Below are 20,223 nucleotides of genomic sequence, written 5' to 3'. Positions count from 1 at the left end.
TTCGAGCAGTGACCGACACCCCGACCGGCCGTTCGCGGGTGCCGATCGTGCCCGGCTTGACTGATTTGCGGGTTTTTGCCCGGGGCGGATACGCGACCGTCTACCAGGCCACCCAGATCTCGGTGGGGCGTGAGGTCGCCGTCAAGGTGGAGAACCGCACGCTCGACAGCGAGCGCGACCAGGCCCGGTTCCTGCGCGAGGCGCGGGCCGCCGGGCGGATGTCGTCCCATCCGCACGTGGTGGACCTCTTCGATGTCGGGGTCACCGTCGACCAGCACCCCTACCTGATCATGGAACTGTGCGACGGGTCGTACGCCGAGCGGATGCGTACCTCGCCGCTCGGCCCGGTGGAGGCTCGCGATCTCGGCATCAAGATCGCCGACGCGCTGGCCCACTCGCACGCGGCCGGGGTGCTGCACCGCGACGTCAAGCCGGCGAACATCCTCTACTCGCACTTCAACTCGGCGGTGCTCGCCGACTTCGGGCTGGCCGTTCTCGCGGAACACCGGGACCCCACAGTCACCCTGGAGGTGCTCACCCCGGCGTACGCGCCACCGGAGATGTTCAGCCACAGCCCGCCGTCGCCGGCCGTCGACGTGTACGCGCTCTGCGCCACCCTCTACGCGGTGATGCACGGTCGGCCGCCCCGCTGGCAGTCCGAGCGCAACCCGAGCCTGGTCACCGTGCTGGAGATGTTCAACCAGCAGGTCCCCAGCCTGCCCGGCGTACCTGACGAGCTGATCGAGGTGCTGCGCGCCGGCATGGCCAACGACCCGGCCGAGCGGCCCTCCGCGCTCGAACTGCACGACCTGCTCACCCACCTGCCGTTCGGCTCCCCGCCGAAGCCGGTCAGTGGCGCCCCGATCAGCGGGAGCCCGATCAGTGGTGGCCCGATCAGCGGCGGCGCGGCCCGGCCCGGCCCGTACGTCGCCGGCCAGCCGGTACCTCGGCCGCCGGTCGAGGAAACCCAACCGACGACCCCCGACAGCCGGCGCTGGCGGCGACGCTGGTTCCTCGGCGGCGCGGGAGTGCTCGCGCTCGCCGCCTCGGCGACCACCGGGGCGTGGGTGGCCAGCAGCGCCCCGCCGCCCAGCCCGTCTCCCCAGGTCAGCCAGGCCGGTGCCCCGGCGACCGGCGCGCTGCCCGGCTGCACGACGGGTGCAGGTGCGCCGGCGGCCCTGCCCAGCGGTGCCCGGTGCCTGCCCCAACTGGAGTGCTTCGGCCCCATGCGGATCCGCGGCGACCGCGCCGAGGCCGTCCGGGTCCCCTGCGATTCCCGGCATACCTGGGAGACGTACGCCGAGGGGATCCTGCCGGTGTCGCTCGTGGGCGCGCCCTACCAGGAGGTGATCGCCGCCGAGCCGGTCCGGCAGGTCTGCGGCACGACGACCTTCCGTGTGACCACCGGGATCAACGAGGCGACCGGATGGCGCCTGGAGGTGCTACCGCCGGTGGACGGCAGTGTCGACCGGACCTACCGGTGCCTGGCCGGGCGGGGCGTCGACGCGCTCGCCGGCCCCACACTCACCGGTCGCTGAAGCCGCTGGGTGTCCCGCGTCGGTCCCGCACCGCGCGCAACGCGGCCCGGCTGTCCAGGGCGTCGAGAGTGTCGGCGTCGATCCCGTACGGCATCAACTCCGGGGGCCCGGCCGACCGGTCCGGCGGCTCCGGCTCGTCGTGCTGCCGGGCGGCGGACACGGCCACACCGGCGATGATTGTCAGCAGCACGACGAGCAGCGCGAGGACCACGCCGAGGAGATCCTGGCGGCGCCACACGACCAGCAGGACCAGCAGAACGAGGGCGCCCAGCGCGGCGATCGCCGCTACTATCCGCGGGTCGGGCCTGGCCAGTCGATTCACCCCCCAAGCATGCCGTGACCTGGCCGGCTGTCAACCGGAGAGGGCGTTCCGCCGCGCCGATTTTGGCCGCTTGGCCCGAGATGGGCGGGCCGAGTCGACACGTAGCGGGCCCGGGTCGCTACTCCCGGTGCCCCACTCGCCGTGCCGAAGCCGGCCCGCGCCTCGCCGCGTCCGTTGATCTAGTAGGACTTGTCCTGGCCCAGGACGTGCTGGGCCACGAAGTTGAGGATCATCTCCCGGCTGACCGGAGCGATACGACCCGCCCGGACGGCGCCGAGCAGGGTCGCCACCCCGTACTCGGTGGTCATGCCGGCCCCGCCGAGTGCCTGGACGGCGGTGTCCACGGCGAGCGCTGCGGCCTCTCCGGCGGCGTACTTGGCCATGTTGCCGGACACGCCCGCCTCCAGGTCACGGCCGGCGTCGTACAGGGTGGCCGCCTTCTGGATCATCAGGCGGGCCAGTTCCACCTGCACCGCCGCGTGCGCCAGCGGGTGCGACACGCCCTGGTGCGAGCCGATGGTCCGGCCGCCCCACACCTTGCGGGTCGCGGTGTAGTCGGTGGCCCGTTCGATGGCGTACCGGCCGGTGCCGGCACCCATCGCGGCCACCGTGATCCGCTCCGGGTTGAGCCCGGCGAAGAGCGCCGGCAGCCCGGCGTCCAGCGATCCGCCGACCAGCGCGTCGGCGGGCAGCCGCACGTCGTCCAGGTAGAGCAGGAACTGGTTCTCCGGAGACAGGATCTCCATGTCCAGTTTGGAGCGGGTCAGCCCGGGCGCGTCGGTGGGCACGAGGAACAGCGTGGGCTTGAGCTTGCCTGTGGACGAATCCTCGGTGCGGGCCACCACCAGGACGTGGCCGGCCTCGTCCACCCCGGAGATGTAGCACTTGCGGCCGGAGAGCAGCCAGTCGTCGCCGTCGCGGCGGGCCACAGTGGCGAGCCTGTGGAAGTTCGAGCCGGCCTCCGGCTCGGTGATCGCGAAGACGATCTTCTCGGAGCCGTCGGCGAGGCCGGGCAGGTGCCGCTTGCGCTGCTCCTCGGTGCCGTGCCGGTTGATCACCGTGGCCGCGATGGCGGGGGACACCACGAGCAGCAGCAGCGGGCAACCGGCCGCCGCCAACTCCTCACAGACGATTGCCAGCTCGGTGATGCCGCCGCCCCCACCGCCGTACTCGGTGGGGATGTTGACCCCCAGGTAGCCGAGCTGGCCGGCCTCGGCCCACAGCTCGGTGGTGTGCTCGCCGGCCTTTGCCTTCTCGACGAAGTAGCCGTGGCCGTAGCGGCGGCCCAACGCCCGCACGGCGTCGCGCAGCTGGTCCTGCTCGGGGGTGAGGTCGAAGCTCATCGGGGGTCCTCCTCGGGGTTCGACGGCGCGGGGTCGACGCCGTCGATGACAGCCAGCACGGCACCGGTGCGCACCTGACCGCCGGCGGGCACCGGCAGTTCGGCGACGACACCGTCGGTCGGGGCGAGCACGGGATGTTCGAGCTTCATCGCTTCCAGCGTGAGCAGCAGGTCGCCGGCCGCGACCCGCTGGCCGACCTCGACGTGCACCTGGGTCACCGCGCCGGGCAGCGGCGCGAGCAGCGACCCGGCCGCCAGCTGCGCCGTGGGCAGCGGGAAACGCGGCAGCTCGGTCAGGCTCGCCGACCCGTCGGGGCCGTCCACGAAGACCTCCGACAGCACCCGGTGTACGCGGTACGCGCGCCGCACCCCGTCGACGTCGAGCACCACCCGGTCCGGGGTGGCCTCCACCAGCGCCACAGCGGGAGGGTCGGTGTCGGCGGGATCGGTTGACCATTCGGCGAGCCCGCCCCGGCGGTCCAGCCGGTAGCGGACCTCGATCTCGCCGTCCGGCCCGGTGAACCGGGCGACCTGCGGGACGGCCGCCACGTTGCGCCAGCCCGACGGCAGCCCGGCCAGCACCGTCGCGCCCGCGCGGCGCCCAGCTGCCGATGCGAGCGCCGCAGCCAGCGCGGCAAGCGGCAGACGGTCGGCGGGAAGCAGCGCCGTGAACACCTCCGGGTGCCGGTCCAGGAACCCGGTGTCGATGTCCGCCGCGCCGAACTCGGGGCTGCGCAGCACGCGGACCAGCAGATCCCGGTTCGTGGCCACCCCGTGCAACTCGGCCCGCGCGAGCGCGCCCGCGAGAGCCCGGGCCGCCTCGGCGCGGGTGGGTGCCCAGGCGACAAGCTTCGCCAGCATGGAGTCGTAGTGGACGCCGACCACGGAACCGTTTACCACACCCGAGTCGAGCCGCAGACCCGCCCGCTGAAGACCGCCGAACTCGCAGTCGACACCGGGTACGGCGAAGCGGTGCAGGACACCCGTCGCCGGGCGGAAACCCTGAGCGGGTTCCTCGGCGCAGAGGCGTACCTCGATGGCGCAGCCCCGCGCGGACGGAGACCTGGCCTCCTCCGGCAACGCTGCGCCCTCGGCGACAAGCAGTTGCAGCCGGACCAGGTCCAGCCCACCGGCGGCGGTCAGCTCGGTGACCGGGTGCTCGACCTGGAGCCGGGTGTTCATCTCCAGGAAGTAGATCGCCCCGTCCGGCGCCAGCAGGAACTCGACGGTGCCGGCGCCCACGTAGTCGACAGCCCGGCCCGCCGCCACCGCCGCCTCGTGCAGGCGCTCCCGCACGTCCTCGGGGATGACTCCCGGTGCCTCCTCGACGATCTTCTGGTGTCGGCGCTGGATCGAGCACTCCCGCACACCGAGCGCTGCCACCGTCCCGTGCGTGTCACCGAAGATCTGCACCTCGACGTGCCGGCCGCGCTCGACGTACCGCTCGATGAAGACAGTGCCGTCGCCGAACGCCGCAGCCGCCTCGCGGCGCGCGGACGCCACGGCCTCGGCCAGCCCGGCGGTGTCCCGGACGATCCGCATGCCCCGGCCGCCGCCACCGGCGGACGCCTTCACCAGCACCGGAAAGTCGGTGACGTCGGCGGCGTCGGTCCAGCTCGGCAGCATCGGCACGCCCGCCTCGGCGAGCAGCGACTTCGCCGCCAACTTGTCGCCCATGGCCGCGATCACCTTGGCCGGCGGGCCGACCCAGGTCAGCCCCGCGTCCGTCACCGCCGCCGCGAACTCGGCGTTCTCGGCCAGAAATCCATAACCTGGGTGGACTGCGTCCGCGCCGCTGCGCCGGGCCGCGTCCAGGATCAGATCGACCCGCAGGTACGTCTCGGACGGCGTGTCACCGGGCAGCCGGACCGCCTGGTCGGCCTCGGCGACGAACGGCGCGTCGGCGTCCGCGTCCGAGTGCACGGCGACCGTCTCCACGCCGAGCGCCCGGCAGGTCGCGAAGACCCGGCGGGTGATCTCCCCCCGGTTGGCGACGAGCAATCGGTTGATCATGTTGGCTGAGCCTGCCTCTCGTTCGCCGGTGCGGGATTGCGGTTCGCTGCGTTCCTCGTGCTCACGGGGGCTACATCCGGAAGACGCCGAAGCCGTCGGCGCCCTTCACCGGTGCACTGTGGATCGCCGAGAGGCAGAGCCCGAGGACGGTACGGGTGTCGCGCGGGTCGATCACCCCGTCGTCGTAGAGCCGGCCGGAGAGGAACAGCGCGCCGGACTGCGACTCGATCTGCTGCTCGACCATCATCCGCATCGCCGCGTCGGATTCCTCGTCGTAGTCACGCCCCCGCGCGGCAGCGGCCTGCCGGGCCACGATCGAGAGCACACCCGCGAGCTGCGCCGGACCCATCACCGCCGACTTGGCGTTCGGCCAGGTGAACAGGAACCTCGGGTCGTACGCGCGACCGCACATGCCGTAGTTGCCGGCCCCGTACGACGCGCCGAGGTTCACCGTCAGGTGCGGCACCGTCGAGTTGGACACCGCGTTGATCATCAGCGCGCCGTGCTTGATGATGCCGCGCTGCTCGTACTCAGTGCCCACCATGTAGCCGGTGGTGTTCTGCAGGAAGATCAGCGGGGTGTTCGAGGTGTTCGCGAGCTGGATGAACTGCGCCGCCTTCTGCGCCTCCTCGCTGAACAGCACACCCCGGGCGTTGGCGAGCACACCCACCGGGTAGCCGTGCAGCTCACCCCAGCCGGTGACAAGCGCGTCCCCGTACGTCGGCTTGAACTCGTCGAAGTCGCTGCCGTCGAGGATCCGGGCCAGCACCTCGCGGGGATCGAACGGCACCTTCAGGTCGGCGCTGGCGATGCCGAGCAGCTCCTCCGGGTCGTACTTCGGTGGCTGCGGCACAGCCGTACGCGGCGACGGACCCGACTTGTGCCAGTTGAGCCGGCGTACGCACTGTCGGGCCAACCGGATGCCGTCCCGCTCGTCGGAGGCCAGATGATCGGCAAGCCCGGACGTGCCGGCGTGCATGGCCGCGCCGCCAAGCGACTCGTCGTCGGTGACCTCACCCGTGGCCATCTTCACCAGCGGCGGCCCGGCCAGGTAGACCTGCGACCGGTCCCGAATCATGATCACGTGATCGGACATCCCAGGCACGTACGCGCCACCCGCAGTGGCGTTGCCGAAGACCACGCTGACAGTGGGGATCTTCGCCGCGGAGAGCCGGGTCAGGTCGCGGAACACCCGCCCGCCCGGAATGAAGATCTCCGCCTGGGTCGGTAGGTCCGCACCGGCCGACTCGACAAGGTTGACCATCGGCAGCCGGTTGGCCAGTGCGATCTCGCCGGCCCGCCGGGTCTTGGCGAGCGACCACGGGTTGACCGCGCCACCGCGTACCGTCGGGTCGTTGGCAACGATCAGGCACTCCACGCCCTCGACCACGCCGATGCCGGTCACCACGCTGGCGCCCACCGGAAAGTCAGTGCCGTACGCCGCCACCGGCGACAGCTCCAGAAACGGGCTGTCCGCGTCGAGCAGCAGCTCGATGCGCTCCCGGGCCAGCAGCTTGCCCCGCTTGTGGTGCCGGGTCACGTACTTCTCGCCACCGCCCCCGCGGGCCTGGTCCAGCGCCGCGTCCAACTCGGCGAGCCGCTCCAGCAGCGCTGCCCGGTTCGCCACGAAGCCGGGCGCTGACGGGTCGACCGAGGTGTCCAGTGTGGTCACAGGCCCATCCCCTTCACGATGATCTCATTCATGATCTCGGTGGCACCGCCGCCGATACCGAGGAGCCGGGCGTCGCGGTAGTGCCGCTCCACCTCGGCGTCACGCATGTAGCCGAACCCTCCGTGCAGCTGCAACGCCTGGTCGACGACCTGGTCGCAGGCGGCCACCGCCACGTTCTTGGCCATCGCCACCTCGGTCACCACCGGCTCGCCGGCCGCCACCCGGACCGCGACCTCGTGCACGTACGCCCGCGCCGCCTCGGCACGGGTGTGCATCTCGGCCAGCCGGTGCCGGACCACCTGCCGGCTGGCCAGCGGACGCCCGAAGGTCTCCCGGTCGCGGCACCAGCGCACGGCCAGCTCGACGCAGCGCTGCGCTGTGGCGTACGCCTGGGTGGCGAGCGAAAGCCGCTCCGCGGCGAAGTTCTGCATGATCGCCAGGAAGCCGGTGCCCTCCTCGCCGATCCGGTTCGCCACCGGCACCCGTACGTCGACGAACGACAGCTCAGCCGTGTCCGAGCAGTGCCAGCCCAGCTTCTCCAGCCGACGTCCGACAGTGAACCCGGGGCTGTCCTTGTCGATGACCAGCAGGGAGATCGAGCCGCTGCCGGGGAAACCGGTGCAGACAGCAGTCGTCACGAAGTCGGCCCGATGCCCGCTGGTGATGTACGTCTTCGACCCGTTCACCACGTAGTGGTCGCCGTCGCGGCGGGCCGTGGTGCGGATGCCCGCCACGTCCGAACCGCCGTCCGGCTCGGTGATCGCCAACGCCCCGATCATCGTGCCGGCCAGCGTGGGCCGGACGTACCGCTGGACGAGGTCGTCGTCGCCGGGCGTCGAGGTGCCGCCGAGCATGCCGCCAAGCGAGCCGCCGATGCCCACGCCCGCCGCCGCCACCATGTGCGGCAGCGCGATGCCGTGTGTGAACAGGGCCGCGATCAGGCCGGACGACCCGCCGGAGCGGATCACCTCCTCGGTCACGATGATCGAGTCGAGCAGGTCACCGCCGCTGCCGCCGACCGACTCGGGAAAGCCGATGCCGAGCAGTCCGAGCTTCGCGGCGCTGGCGTGCAGCGCCCTCGGCACCTCGCCGGCCTTCTCCCAGTCGTCCAGGTGCGGCAGCACCTCCCGGGTCACGAAGGACCGGGTCAGCTCGCGCAGTTGCCGCCGCTCCGGGGTGTCCACGATGCTCATGCCGCCGTCTCCCTGTCCGCTGCCGGGGGACCGGTCGGCACGCCCGCCGGCAGGTCGACGAGCCGGGAGCGCAGCAGCTCACCGAGCGCCTTGGCCTGCGGGTCGAACCGGGTGGACGCGGCCACACCCGCTCCGAGCAGGCCCTCGATCACGAAGTTGACGGCACGGAGGTTCGGCAGCTCGTACCGCCGCACCACAAGCGACGCCGTCTCCGGAAGCAGTTCCGCAAGCCGCTCGACGGTCAGCCAGCCGCGCAGCCACGCGTACCCGTCGTCGGAGCGTGCCCAGACACCCAGATTGGCGTCGCCGCCCTTGTCTCCGGAGCGGGCGCCGACCAGCTCTCCGAGCGCGCCGCGGCGGGTCGGGCCGTGGCCCGTCACCGCGTCGGCCGCCGCCGCGTCGCCCGGCGAAGCCTCCCCATCCGGGGGCGGCGCGGGGACGGTGTGGCTCGGGGGAGCGATCGGCACCCGCTCGCCTCCTGGCAGCACCGCCACGTGCGACACCTCGTCCTGCGGGACGGTGTCGGCGGTGAAGACGCCGTACGGCGTCGCGTCGCCCGGCAGGGTGGTCAACGTGCAGCCCGGGTACGACGCCAGTGCCAACTCCACGGCGGCGGCCGAGAAAGCCCGCCCGGCCCGCGTCCGGTCGGTGTCGCGCAGGTGTACGTGGAGCAGGGCGCTTGCCGCCTCCGTGTCGACGGCGTCCGGGTGGTCGGTCCGGGCCAGTGTGAACTCCAGCCCTTCCTTGCCCACCGCCTCCACCATCTGACCTCGGACCAGTGCCGCCTTGGCCTCGATGTCCAGCCCACAGAGGACGAAGGTCATCGAGTTGCGGAAGCCACCGAGGTTGTTGACGCCCACCTTCAGCGTCGCCGGCGGCGGAGTGCCCCGGACGCCGGAGATGCGGACCCGGTCCGGCCCGTCGGGGCTCAGCGTCACCGAGTCCAGTCGGGTGACGACGTCCGGCCCCAGGTACGCCGGCCCGCCCACCTCGTAGAGCAGCTGTGCGGTGACCGTCTCCACAGTGACCGCACCGCCGGTGCCCAGGTGCTTCGTGAGCACCGCCGAGCCGTCCGGGTGCACCTCGGCGATCGGGAAACCGGGCCGGCGAGCGCCGTCGGGCAGTTCGGTGAAGAAGCTGAAGTTGCCGCCGGTGACCTGCGCGCCACACTCCAGGAGGTGCCCCGCGACGGTCGCCCCGGCCAGCTCGTCGAAGGCGTCGCGACCCCACCCGTACCGGGCGATGGCCGGACCGACCACAAGCGACGCGTCGGTCACCCGACCGGTGACCACGACGTCCGCCCCGGCGTCGAGGCAGGCGGCGATCCCGAACGCGCCGAGGTAGGCGTTCGCGGTCAGCGCGTCGGGCCGCTGGAGCGCGTCGCCCTCGACGTACCCGACGCGCACCGGCACGCCCAGCCGACCGGCGAGGGCTTCGACTGCGGCGGCCAGGCCGGCCGGGTTCAGCCCGCCGGCGTTCGTCACGATCCGCACTCCCCGGTCGAGGGCCGTGCCGAGGCAGGTCTCCAACTGGCGAAGGAAGGTCTTCGCGTACCCCAGGTCGGGGTCGCGCATCCGGTCACGGCCGAGGATGAGCATTGTCAGCTCGGCCAGGTAGTCGCCGGTCAGCACGTCCAGGTCGCCGCCGTCGATCATCTCCTGCCAGGCGGCGAACCGGTCGCCGTAGAAGCCCGAGGCGTTGCCGATGCGGATCACGCGGCGGCTCCGTTCCGGCCGGCCGGCTCGCGACCGGCGCCGGGCGGGCCTGCGAATGCCTGCGCCACGTCGAGCCACTCGTCGGCGACCGGGCCGGTCGCCAGCAGGGCGAGATCCGCGCGGTGCCGACGCTGGGTGACAAGCAGGCAGAAGTCCCGAGCGGGACCGGTCAGCCGATCGGAGGCGTCCGCCGGACCCCAGACCCACGTGTCGCCGCCGGGGCCGGCCAACTCGACCCGGACCGGCGCCGTCGGCACCTGTCGGCCCTGGGCGGCAAAACCGTGCCCGAGGGTACGCACACCGAGGTGTGCCACGTGCCGGAGCCGGTCGGAGGCGGGGCGGACCACACCGAGCGCGTCGGCCACGTCCTCGCCGTGCGCCCAGGTCTCCATGATCCGGGCGGTCGCCATGGAGGTGGCCGACATCCGGGTGCCGTACCACGGCAGTTTCTCGCCGGCCGGGACCGCCGCGAGCGCGTCGGCGAGCGCAGCTCGGCCGGCCCTCCAGCGGGCGAGCAGGTCGGCGGGCGGCGCGAGGAACTCCTCCGCGCCGTCGTCGACCAGGCGGGACGGGTCCGGAGCGTTCATCACCGTCGCGTAGAACGCCTCGGCGTCGGTGGCTGCCAACACCGCCACGTGGTCGGTCCAGGCGAGGTGGGCGATCTGGTGGCCGATGCTCCAGCCGGGCGCCGGGGTCGGGCGTGCCCAGTCGACAGCCGGCAGCGGGGCCACCAGGGCGTCCAGGTGGGCGGACTCGTCGGCGAGATCCGCGAGCAGGTCGGTGAGGTCGACCATTGTGCCTCCGGTCGGTGCGGGCCGGTGCGGCCGGTGGTCAGGGCGTGAGCAGGGTGGCGAGCTGGCGCTTCCAGGTGACGAGGAGCGCGGTGCGGCGGGCCGAGTCGTCGCTGAGCAGGTTTGCCACGCCGAGCCCGCGGAGCAGGTCGAGGGTGGCCTGCACCGCCTCCCGGACGCCGGGTCGGCGCTCGTCGACGCCGAGCAGCGAAACGGTGAGCCTGTGCATCTCCCGGCCGACCATCGCCTCCAGCGGCATCAGGGCGTCGCGAAGCTCCCGGTCGGTACGGGCGGCGACCCAGAGTTCGAGCGCGGCCACGAAGAGCGGCCCGGTGAACGCGGCGGCGAGCAGATCGATCACCCGGTCCAGCCGCTGCGGGCCGGCGGGCAGGGCCTCCGCCTCGGTGCGCAACTCGTCGGCCCGGCGTTCGGCGAGGTGGGCGACAGCGGCCGTGACCAGGGCTGCCTTCGTGGGGTAGTGGTGCAGCTGCGCGCCTCGTGAGACACCGGCCCGGGCGGCGACGACGGTGGTCGTGGTGCCGGACCAGCCGTGCTCGATCAGGCAGTCGACTGTCGCCTCCAGCAGACGGGCCTGGGTGGCGCGACTGCGCTCCTGCTGCGGGACGCGCGTCGATGCGGCTGACATGCGGCACAGCCTGCCGGCTCAGAAACAAACAGTCAAGACTGACTTTTTTGTGGCGCTCGGCGTGGGCGGAGCGGGGCGGAGCGGGGCGGAGCGGGGCGGGACGGGGCGGGACGGGAGGGGATGGGACCTGTGTGCGGCAGCTCCTGTAGAGCTGCCCCACGGATGGGGCAGGTGCCGACGTCACCGGCGGGGGTCCTGGGTGGTTGGTTGCCCGGCGAGCGGGCCAGTCGAGTGGCCCTCTGCCTTCAGACGAAGGAGTCCTGGTCGTGCTCGCCTATCCAGTCGGACTCAGGGGCCCCTGAGTCGCGTCCCGTCTCGACTGAGTCGCGTCGCCCTCGCCCCACATTCGGGGCAGCTCTACAGGCAGCACGGACCTTTCCCGGTGCCCGACCCGCCCTTGAGCACGGACCTTTCCCGGTGCCCGACCCGCCCTTGAGCACGGACCATGGACCGAGGGCCGTCACCTGGTCGAGGTACACGTCGGCCAAGGCATCGTCGGGCAGACGAAACGTCCCCGCCGTCCGTCGGTGACGGAAGGCGGGGACGGGACGTAGCGCTCAGACGCGGGCGCGGCGGGCCAGGCGCTCCGGGTCGAGGATGATGATGCTCTTGCCGTCCAGCCGCAGCCAGCCACGCGAGGCGAAGTCGGCGAGCGCCTTGTTCACCGTCTCGCGGGAGGCGCCGACGAGCTGGGCGATCTCCTCCTGGGTGAGGTCGTGCGTCACCCGCAGGACGCCACCGTCGCGGGTGCCGAACCGGCCGGCCATCTGGAGCAGGTTCTTGGCGACCCGGCCCGGCACGTCCGTGAAGATCAGGTCGGCGAGCGAGTCATTGGTCCGGCGCAGCCGCCGTGCCAGAACCCGGAGCAGCTGCTCGGCGATCTCCGGGCGGTTGTTCAGCCACGGCCGCAGCGCCTGCTTGCGCAGCCGTACCAGCCGGGTGTCGGTCACCGCGGTGGCGGTCGCCGTACGCGGACCCGGGTCGAAGAGCGACAGCTCACCGACCATGTCCGACGGCCCCATCACCGCGATCAGGTTCTGCCGCCCGTCAGCCGCGCGGCGGCCAACCTTGATCTTCCCGGACAGCAGGATATAGAGACTGTCACCGGGCTCGCCCTCATTGAAGACGATCTCGCCCTTGCGGACCTCGATCGTCTCCATCTCCTTGGCGAGCGCCTCGGCAGCTTCCGGGTCGACACCCTGGAAGATCCCGCTGCGGGCCAGTACCTCATCCATCGCGCACCTCCGGTTGCGCGTGCCGTCCGTCGGCCGGGTCCGCCGTCCGCTGATCCCCTCGCGCGCCGCCAAGTCTAGGCGCACATGAGCATGAATCAGAGGTCGCCCCTGGAATCTTGATCGGTGGGCGTAACCTGCCCGACGTGCTGACCGAGCCGACTCTGACCAGCCGCCCCGAGGACGGGCGGCATATTCCGCTGCTCGTCTGGCGTGCCGACGGCCCGCTGCGAGCGGTCAGCAGTGGCCCGCTCGGCGGTGGAATCGGCGTGCGGCACTGGGTGCTGAACGCGACGGTGCCCATGTCGTACGACCGGGAAGACCCTGCCGCTCACCTGAGCGCGCTCGCCGCGGACCTGGCCCTCGACGGGCCCGGGGTCGGTCTGCTGACCGGCGTGGACGTGACCGAGGTGGTGGCCCGGACCGACACCGGGGTGCGGGCCTGGGCGACCGTCGGGCTCGGCACGCCGGTGCCCGCCGCCGCGCCGGCGGTCACCGCGCTCACGCAGCACGTCGGCACCGTCAACATCGTGGTGTACGTGCCGGCGCGGCTCGCCGACTCCGCTCTGGTGAACGCCGTTGCCACCGCCACCGAGGCGAAGACCCAGGCGATAAGCGAGCTGGGGCTGGCCGGAACCGGCACTCCCACCGACGCGGTCACAGTGCTCTGCCCGGTGGACGGGCCGGAGGCCGCGTACGGCGGGCCGCGCTCCACCTGGGGCGGCCCGCTGGCCCGAGCGGTCCACGCCGCGGTGCGTGCCGGCGGCGAACGGACCGTCGTGCCCTGGTCGGACAGGCTGACGGGCTGAAACTTCGACCGATCGGCCCTCGTCGGCGAGTTTACGGGCCGGTAGCCTCGCGAACGATGTACGCTTCCGCCCCCCTCGCGCCCCGCCCACACCGCCGCGTCGCCCTCGGCCTCGCCGCGCTGCTGGCTGCCCTTCTCGTAGCCGGCTGCGCCGAGACCGCAGAGGCCCCGGTCTGGCAGCCGGGCATCGGCGGCGGTGGCACCGGGGCGCCGGTGACCACGGACGGCCCGAAGGCCGGCGGTGACGCCCCGGCGCCCGATGGGGACGCGATCTCGCTCTCCGCGACCGGCGACATCATCATGGGCAACGCTCCGAACCGGCTGCCCGCCGGTGGCGGTAAGGGCTTCTTCGACTCGGTGACCCGGGCACTCAAGGCGGACCTCGTCATGGGCAACCTGGAGGAGCCGCTGACCGTGGACACCGGCACCGGCAAGTGCGGCGCCAACTCGACCCGGTGCTTCCAGTTCCGGGCTCCGCCGGAGTACGCCGCACACCTGCGTGACGCCGGCTTCAACCTGCTCAACCAGGCGAACAACCACGGCTACGACTACGGCCCGAAGGGCTACGAGAACACCCAGAAGGCGCTGGAGAAGTACGACCTGGAGCACACCGGCGCGCCGAACCAGATCACCGTGGTGGAGGTCAAGGGCGTCAAGGTGGCGGTGGCCGGCTTCTCGTCGTACGTCTGGTCCAACAGCCTCGTCGACATCGCCAAGGCCAAGGCTGTCGTCGCCAAGGCTGCCACCATGGCCGACCTGGTGGTGGTGCAGGTGCACATGGGCGGCGAAGGTGCCGACAAGACCCGGGTGAAGCCGGGTACCGAGATGTTCCTCGGCGAGAACCGGGGCGACCCCGTGAAGTTCTCGCGAGCCATGATCGACGCCGGTGCGGATCTGATCGTCGGGCACGGGCCGCACGTGCTGCGCGGTATGGAGTTCTACAAGGGGCGCCTGATCGCCTACAGCCTGGGCAACTTCGCCGGTGGCGGTAACTCGCTGAGCAACGCCGGGCGGCTCGGCTGGGGCGGCGTGTTGAAGGTGTCCCTCAAGCCCGACGGCAGTTGGGCCGGCGGCTCGTTCACCTCGACGTACATGAACTCCGCGGGCAAGCCGACGATGGACCCGGACGACAGGGGTCTGGGCCTGATCACCGAGCTGAGTCGCACCGACTTTCCCAAGACCGGCGCCCGGTTCGACACCGACGGCAAGATCTCCGCGCCTACCGCCGGTTGACCCGAGCAGGAACGTCCGGGGGGCGACGTAGGCTGGCCGTCGTGACCAGTAGTCCTCCCGGTGCCAGCGAGACCGACCTCGGGCGCAAACGCCGTGCCCGCAAGATCGGCCGGGTGCTGGCCGAGACGCACCCCGACGCGCACTGTGAGCTGGACCACTCCAACGCCCTGGAGTTGGCCGTCGCCACGATCCTCTCCGCGCAGTGCACCGACAAGAAGGTCAACGAGGTCACCCCGAAGCTCTTCGCCCGCTACCCGAGCGCGGCCGCGTACGCCGCTGCGGATCGGGGCGAGATGGAGGAGCTGATCCGGCCCACCGGCTTCTACCGGAACAAGACCGACTCGCTGCTCAAGCTCGGGCAGGCCCTTGTCGACAGGTACGACGGCCAGGTCCCCGGCCGCCTCGCCGACCTGGTGACGCTCCCCGGGATCGGTCGCAAGACCGCGAACGTCATCCTCGGCAACGCCTTCGACGTCCCCGGGATCACCGTCGACACGCACTTCCAGCGACTGGTCCACCGGTGGGGGCTGACCGCCGAGACAGACCCCGTCAAGATCGAGCACGCGATCGGCGCGCTGTACGAGAAGCGTGACTGGACAATGCTGTCGCACCGGATCATCTTCCACGGGCGACGGGTCTGTCACGCCCGCAAGCCCGCGTGTGGCGCGTGCACGCTCGCGAAGCTCTGCCCGTCGTACGGCACCGGCCCGACCGAGCCGGCCGCCGCCGCCAAGCTGCTCAAGGGCCCTCGGGCACGCGACCTGGCGGTGGCCGCCGGTGTCGACCCGGAACTGGTGCCCGCCCAGGCGGTCGCCGCGGAGGTGCCGTGAACCGGCGTCTCGCCCTGCTCGCCCTGCCGCTGCTGCTTGCCGTCGCAGGCTGCACCGGTGGCACTACCGACGACGACCCCGCGCCGAGGCCTGTCGCCGCCGAGCGCCCGTCGCCGTTCGAGGACTGCGCGGCGCTGAGCACGCCGCCCGGGGCCGGGTCGCCCGGAGCCGGCACGACGAGCCCCGGTGCAACGGCCTCCGCGTCGCCGGCCTCGGGCACGACAGCCTCGGCGTCGCCCGACTCGGGCACGACGCCGTCCGCGTCGCCGGCCTCAGGCACGGGAACGTCACCTCGCGGTGAGGTGCTGCCGGAGCTGACACTGGCCTGCTTCACCGGGGGCGCTCCGGTCGAGCTGCGGTCCGTCGCCGGCCCCGCCGTGATCAACATCTGGGCGTCCTGGTGTGGGCCGTGCCGCAAGGAGCTGCCCGCCTTCCAGCGACTCAGCGAACGTGCCGACGGTCAGCTCCAGGTCGTCGGGGTCAACACCCGGGACAGCCGGCGCGGTGCCCAGTCCATCGGTGAGGACTACGGCGTACGGTTCCCGATCCTGGTGGACCAGGGCGACGCCCTGCAACGCGAGTTGAACCGCAACGCCTTCCCGCTGACCCTCTTCGTCGACGCCGACCGGCGGATCCGGCACATCGACGCCACGGGCGCGCTCGACGACGCCCAACTCGCCACGTTGGTCCGCACGCACCTCGGCCTGAAGGTGTCGGCGTGACCCGTCGACCGCCCGAGTGGATCGAGCCGCTGCTGACCCGGCTGGGCACCGCCCGCGCCGAGGACTTCACCCGGCTGACCACCCCCGCCGAGGGTGGTCGGGAGAGCGCCGTGCTGGTGCTGCTCGGTGAGCAGCCCGGTGTGGGGCCCGACGTGCTGGTGCTGCAACGGGCCGCCAACCTGCGCAATCACGCAGGCCAGCCGGCCTTTCCCGGCGGCGCAGCCGACCCGGAGGACGCCGACGTACGCGCTACCGCGCTGCGCGAGGCGAACGAAGAGGTCGGCCTGGACCCGACAAGCGTGACAGTGCTGGCCGAGCTGCCGAAGCTGTGGATACCGGTGAGCGACTTCGTGGTCACGCCGGTGCTGGCCTGGTGGCACGATCCGCACCCGGTGCACCCCCGGGAACCCGCCGAGGTGGCGCACGTGGCCCGGTTGCCGGTCAGCGAACTTGTCGACCCGGCCAACCGGATGCGGGTGCGTCACTCCAGCGGTTGGATCGGCCCGGCGTTCTCGGCGCGCGGCATGCTCGTCTGGGGGTTCACCGCCGGGGTGATTGCCACACTGCTGGAGATGGGCGGCTGGGCCCGCCCGTGGCCGCGAAACCGGGTGGTGGATCTGCCGCCGACAGGGGTGACACCGGCGCCGTCGGCCGGCACCGACGAGGTCGACGAAACCGCCCTGCGCTGACCACGCGGTCACCTTCCGCAAGCGATGGTCATCTGGCGGGCGCACTGCCCGTACGCTTGACCCGTGTCCGTCGTGGATCTCGTCCTACTGCTGCTCATGCTCGTGTTCGCGATCAGCGGATACCGCCAGGGTTTCGTCATCGGCGTCACGTCGTTGTCCGGATTCTTCCTGGGTCTGCTCCTCGGCCTCCAGGTCGGGCCGCTGTTCGCCCGGCAGTTCGTGGATGCCGGCACCCGGGTGCTGGTCTCCCTGGTGGCGATCTTCGGACTGGCGGTGATCGGCCAGGCGCTCGCCGGCTGGCTCGGCTCGCACCTGCGTAAGACGATCACCAGCCAGGTCGGCAGGCGGATCGACGACGTCGGCGGGGCGTTCGTCTCACTGTTCGCGGTGCTGCTGCTCGCCTGGCTGGTCGCCGTACCACTCGGTTCGTCATCGGTCCCCTGGCTCGCGGCAGCGGTGCGCAACAGCACCGTGATCACGGTGGTGAACGGGATCCTGCCGGAGCAGGCACACCGGCTCTCCACAGCGCTTGAGGACACCGTCGACACCGACGGTTTCCCGGACGTCTTCGGTGACCTCGCGCCCACCCGGGCCCGGCAGGTCGACCCGCCCGACCCGGCGTTGGCCGGCTCCCAGGTGGTGGTCAACGGCCAGCGGTCGGTGGTCAAGGTGCTCGGTTCCGCGCCCAGTTGCTCGCGCCGCATCGAGGGCTCCGGGTTCGTCTACGCCGACGACCGGGTCATGACCAACGCGCACGTGGTCGCCGGCACCCGTTCGGTGGCGGTGGAACTGGGTGGGGAGCGGTACGACGGTCAGGTGGTGGTCTACGACCCCAACAGGGACCTGGCCGTGCTGCTGGTGCCGGGGCTGCCCGGTCCGTCGATGCGGTTCGCCGCTGGCAACGCGGGCAGCGGCTCGGACGCCATCGTGCTGGGCTTCCCGCTCGACGGCCCGTACAACGCGCAGTCGGCGCGGATCCGTGACGTCGACAAGATCAAGGGACCGGACATCTACTCCTCCGGCGACGTCACGCGGGAGGTCTACACGATCCGGGCGCTTGTGCGCAGCGGCAACTCCGGTGGCCCGCTGCTCTCCGCCAACGGCCTGGTGCTCGGTGTGATCTTCGCGGCGGCGGCCGACGATCCCAACACGGGCTTCGCGGTGACCGCCGCCGAGGCTCGTCCGGTGGCGCTGGCCGGCGCCGAGCGCAATCGGGCCGTCTCCACCGGCGAGTGCACCTGAGGGTGGCCCCCTGCGGGCGTCTCAGCCGCCGGTAGACCGCTTGTCGGCCTCGGCGGCCCCGACATCGCCGCCGCCATCGCGGTGGACCGGCCGGGGACCGGTGTGTGCCCGCCAGATCGTGAACGCGGCGGCGGTCGCCGCGATCACCGCCAGGCCGAGCAGCCAGCCGCCGACGACGTCACTCGTGAAGTGCACACCGAGCGCCACCCTGCTCAGCCCGGTCACCACCGCGATCAGGGCGGCGGCGACCCAGAGCGCGACCCGCGACGCCGCGCGTCCGACGTACGGCAGGAACACCACAAGGAGCACCCCGGCGGCCAGGGCGGCGTTAAGCGCGTGCCCGGAGGGGAACGAGTAGCCGGCGGCCCGTGCCACCGGGTCGAGCAGCTCCGGCCGGTCCCGACCGACGAGCAGCTTGAGCAGCGGACCGAGCGATCCACCGACCACCATGGTGGTCGTCACCCAGAGGGCGAGCCGGCGGGCACCCCGGCGCAGCAGCCAGATCACCACGAGCAGGGCGACGGCCCGCAGCGGCATGGGCGCGAACACGTCGGTCCAGACCCGCATCAGGGTGACCCAGACCGGGTGGTCGAGCGCGTAGGCGTGCAGAGCCTCGGTGACCGCCTCGTCCACCCGGCGCAGCGGCGTCCAGGCCCGCAGCACCAGCAGGGCGAGCAGGGAGAACGGCACCAGCACGAGGAACGCCGCCGTCGCCGCAAGGGTCAGCCGCAGACCCCGCGCGTGGTCCGGGTCGAGACGGCGACGCCGCCAGGACGGTGGCCTGGCGGCTTCGAGGGTACGAGTGCCGGACGTGCTCATAGGGGGAGATCTACCCCGCTCGGCCGGTGCTCAGCCCTGCCGATCAGCGGGTGCGCTGACGGAAGCGGCGCACCATCAGGGCCGCGCCCGTGACCAGGGCGGCCAGCAGCACAGCACCCGTCCACAGTTGCTCCGGCGGGGAGTCTTCGGCCAGACCCGCCGGTCGGGCCGTCCACCCCGTCTGCTGCCGTGGGGCGGTGAATCCGAGGGGGTCGCTGCCGGCGCCCTCCACCGGGTCGTCGTCGGCAGTGCCCGGCGCCGGGCCGAAGCCGACCACACCCGGCGACGTCTGATCGTCGAGCGGGTTGGCTGTCACCGGCGGCACCTCAGCGGTCAGCGCGGCCACCGGGTCGACCACCCCGTACCCGAAACGATCGTCGCGACCGGTCGGGCCGAGGTCCCGGGCGGTGGCCAGCAGCCGGTTGACCACCTCACCGGCGGGCATCTGCGGATAGCGCGACCGGACCAGCGCGGCGGTGGCCGCCACCAGGGGTGCGGCGAAGCTCGTGCCCTGCACCCGCCAGTAGCCGGTGGGAGGTCGGGCGCCGACCAGGCCGGTCGCGGGGGCGGTGAGCACCGTCGCCCGACCGGTGATCGACCCGGACCACAGGTTGTCGCTGCCACCGTCGAGGCCGGCGACCGCGATCACACCTGGCTCGCGGGCCGGGTACCAGACCTTCGAGTTGGTCGAGGTGGCCAGGTTGCCGGTGCAGGCGACCACCACCACGTCCCGGGCGAAGGCGTAGTCGAGAGCCGCTGCCAGGGCCGGGCTGTCGCCACTGCCACCAAGCGACAAGTTGATCACGCGGGCGCCGTTGTCGACAGCCCACCGGACCCCCTTGGCGACGATCAGCGCGTCGTCGTAGCGGTTATCCTCGTCGAGAACCCGCACCGGCAGGATCCGGGCGTCCGGCGCAAGGCCGACCACGCCCCGCTTGTCGTCCTTGCGCCCGGCGATCAGGCCCGCGACTGTCGTGCCGTGGCCCACCGGGTCCGGACCGGCGCCGCCTGCGGGACCAACCAGGTCCACACCGCGCAGCACCTGGCCGACAAGGTCGGGATGAGAGCCGTCCACTCCGGAGTCGACCACAGCGACTGTCACGCCCCGGCCGGTCGAGGTGCGCCAGGCCGTCTCGGCGCGCAACTCGTCGAGCTGCCACTGCTCGTCGCGGACCTGGTCGGTACGGGTGACGACATCGCCGGGGGCGAACGCCATCGGCGCGCCGGCGAGCTGCCCGCCGGCGGTGGGAGCCTCGACGGACGCGGCGAAGGGCACGGCGGTCGGCGCCGCGACGGCGAGGGCCGCCGCCACACCGAGCAGCGCCCGGCCGGCGACCCGCCGGGCCGCAGCCGGACAGCTGTGCCGAACCCCAGTCACATCCCCAGCCATTCACCCCGACGGAACCATGACGATCG

General features: G+C 72.3%; 18 protein-coding genes. 7 read left to right on the top strand and 11 right to left on the bottom strand.

Features of this window, described 5'->3' with window-relative positions; genetic code table 11:
- Positions 1–8 precede the first annotated feature (8 nt).
- Positions 9–1,538, top strand: a complete 1,530-nt coding sequence (locus ADK66_RS12650; protein ID WP_053654841.1) for a serine/threonine-protein kinase — start codon at positions 9–11, stop codon at positions 1,536–1,538.
- Here the strand turns inward: ADK66_RS12650 and ADK66_RS12645 are convergent.
- The 9 genes from ADK66_RS12645 to ADK66_RS12605 form a co-directional block, all read right to left on the bottom strand.
- Positions 1,525–1,860: a hypothetical protein gene (locus tag ADK66_RS12645; protein ID WP_053654839.1), complete on the bottom strand. Its 336-nt coding sequence runs from the start codon at positions 1,858–1,860 to the stop codon at positions 1,525–1,527. The genes ADK66_RS12650 and ADK66_RS12645 overlap by 14 nt on opposite strands.
- Positions 1,861–2,039: 179 nt before the next feature.
- Entirely contained in the window at positions 2,040–3,203 is a 1,164-nt protein-coding gene (locus tag ADK66_RS12640) for an acyl-CoA dehydrogenase family protein (RefSeq protein ID WP_053654837.1), read from the bottom strand.
- Complete coding sequence (locus tag ADK66_RS12635) at positions 3,200–5,215, bottom strand: biotin carboxylase N-terminal domain-containing protein (protein ID WP_053654835.1); 2,016 nt, start codon at positions 5,213–5,215, stop codon at positions 3,200–3,202. The genes ADK66_RS12640 and ADK66_RS12635 overlap by 4 nt, the downstream gene beginning before the upstream one ends.
- A gap of 70 nt (positions 5,216–5,285) precedes the next feature.
- Entirely contained in the window at positions 5,286–6,887 is a 1,602-nt protein-coding gene (locus ADK66_RS12630; protein WP_053654833.1) for an acyl-CoA carboxylase subunit beta, read from the bottom strand.
- Entirely contained in the window at positions 6,884–8,080 is a 1,197-nt protein-coding gene (locus ADK66_RS12625; protein ID WP_053654831.1) for an acyl-CoA dehydrogenase family protein, read from the bottom strand. The genes ADK66_RS12630 and ADK66_RS12625 overlap by 4 nt, the downstream gene beginning before the upstream one ends.
- Positions 8,077–9,735: an acyclic terpene utilization AtuA family protein gene (locus ADK66_RS12620; RefSeq protein ID WP_231640019.1), complete on the bottom strand. Its 1,659-nt coding sequence runs from the start codon at positions 9,733–9,735 to the stop codon at positions 8,077–8,079. The genes ADK66_RS12625 and ADK66_RS12620 overlap by 4 nt, the downstream gene beginning before the upstream one ends.
- Before the next feature lie 56 nt (positions 9,736–9,791).
- Complete coding sequence (locus ADK66_RS12615; protein ID WP_053654829.1) at positions 9,792–10,589, bottom strand: TIGR03084 family metal-binding protein; 798 nt, start codon at positions 10,587–10,589, stop codon at positions 9,792–9,794.
- A gap of 37 nt (positions 10,590–10,626) precedes the next feature.
- A complete protein-coding gene (locus ADK66_RS12610; RefSeq protein WP_053654827.1) occupies positions 10,627–11,232 on the bottom strand; it encodes a TetR/AcrR family transcriptional regulator in 606 nt (201 codons plus the stop codon).
- Between the two features lie 557 nt (positions 11,233–11,789).
- Complete coding sequence (locus ADK66_RS12605; RefSeq protein WP_007466162.1) at positions 11,790–12,467, bottom strand: Crp/Fnr family transcriptional regulator; 678 nt, start codon at positions 12,465–12,467, stop codon at positions 11,790–11,792.
- 143 nt (positions 12,468–12,610) lie between these two features.
- Between ADK66_RS12605 and ADK66_RS12600 the strand changes: the two genes are divergently transcribed.
- The 6 genes from ADK66_RS12600 (at position 12,611) to ADK66_RS12575 (ending at position 17,988) form a co-directional block, all read left to right on the top strand.
- Entirely contained in the window at positions 12,611–13,273 is a 663-nt protein-coding gene (locus ADK66_RS12600; RefSeq protein ID WP_053655067.1) for an adenosylcobinamide amidohydrolase, read from the top strand.
- 56 nt (positions 13,274–13,329) lie between these two features.
- Positions 13,330–14,505, top strand: a complete 1,176-nt coding sequence (locus tag ADK66_RS12595) for a CapA family protein (RefSeq protein WP_053654825.1) — start codon at positions 13,330–13,332, stop codon at positions 14,503–14,505.
- Positions 14,506–14,546: 41 nt separating this feature from the next.
- The gene (gene nth / locus ADK66_RS12590; protein WP_053654823.1) at positions 14,547–15,335 is read left to right on the top strand and encodes an endonuclease III; all 789 of its coding nucleotides are present in this window, start codon (positions 14,547–14,549) and stop codon (positions 15,333–15,335) included.
- Positions 15,332–16,057 (top strand): TlpA disulfide reductase family protein, encoded by a 726-nt coding sequence (locus tag ADK66_RS12585; protein WP_053654822.1) that lies wholly within the window; start codon positions 15,332–15,334, stop codon positions 16,055–16,057. The genes nth and ADK66_RS12585 overlap by 4 nt, the downstream gene beginning before the upstream one ends.
- The gene (locus ADK66_RS12580; RefSeq protein ID WP_053654820.1) at positions 16,054–16,746 is read left to right on the top strand and encodes a CoA pyrophosphatase; all 693 of its coding nucleotides are present in this window, start codon (positions 16,054–16,056) and stop codon (positions 16,744–16,746) included. Before ADK66_RS12585 ends, ADK66_RS12580 begins: the two co-directional genes overlap by 4 nt.
- Before the next feature lie 63 nt (positions 16,747–16,809).
- Complete coding sequence (locus ADK66_RS12575; protein WP_053654818.1) at positions 16,810–17,988, top strand: MarP family serine protease; 1,179 nt, start codon at positions 16,810–16,812, stop codon at positions 17,986–17,988.
- Between the two features lie 21 nt (positions 17,989–18,009).
- Here ADK66_RS12575 and ADK66_RS12570 read toward each other — a convergent pair whose 3' ends face one another.
- Both ADK66_RS12570 and mycP read right to left on the bottom strand, forming a co-directional pair.
- A complete protein-coding gene (locus ADK66_RS12570; protein ID WP_082377410.1) occupies positions 18,010–18,807 on the bottom strand; it encodes a phosphatase PAP2 family protein in 798 nt (265 codons plus the stop codon).
- A 43-nt stretch (positions 18,808–18,850) separates the two neighbouring features.
- The gene (gene mycP, locus ADK66_RS12565) at positions 18,851–20,197 is read right to left on the bottom strand and encodes a type VII secretion-associated serine protease mycosin (protein ID WP_053654816.1); all 1,347 of its coding nucleotides are present in this window, start codon (positions 20,195–20,197) and stop codon (positions 18,851–18,853) included.
- Between the last annotated feature and the right edge of the window lie 26 nt (positions 20,198–20,223).

It is taken from the genome of Micromonospora sp. NRRL B-16802 (genome assembly GCF_001279555.1).
GTDB lineage: Bacteria > Actinomycetota > Actinomycetes > Mycobacteriales > Micromonosporaceae > Micromonospora > Micromonospora profundi.
The sequence above is the reverse complement of the archived record's forward strand: the minus strand, read 5'-3'. Positions and strand labels throughout refer to the sequence as shown.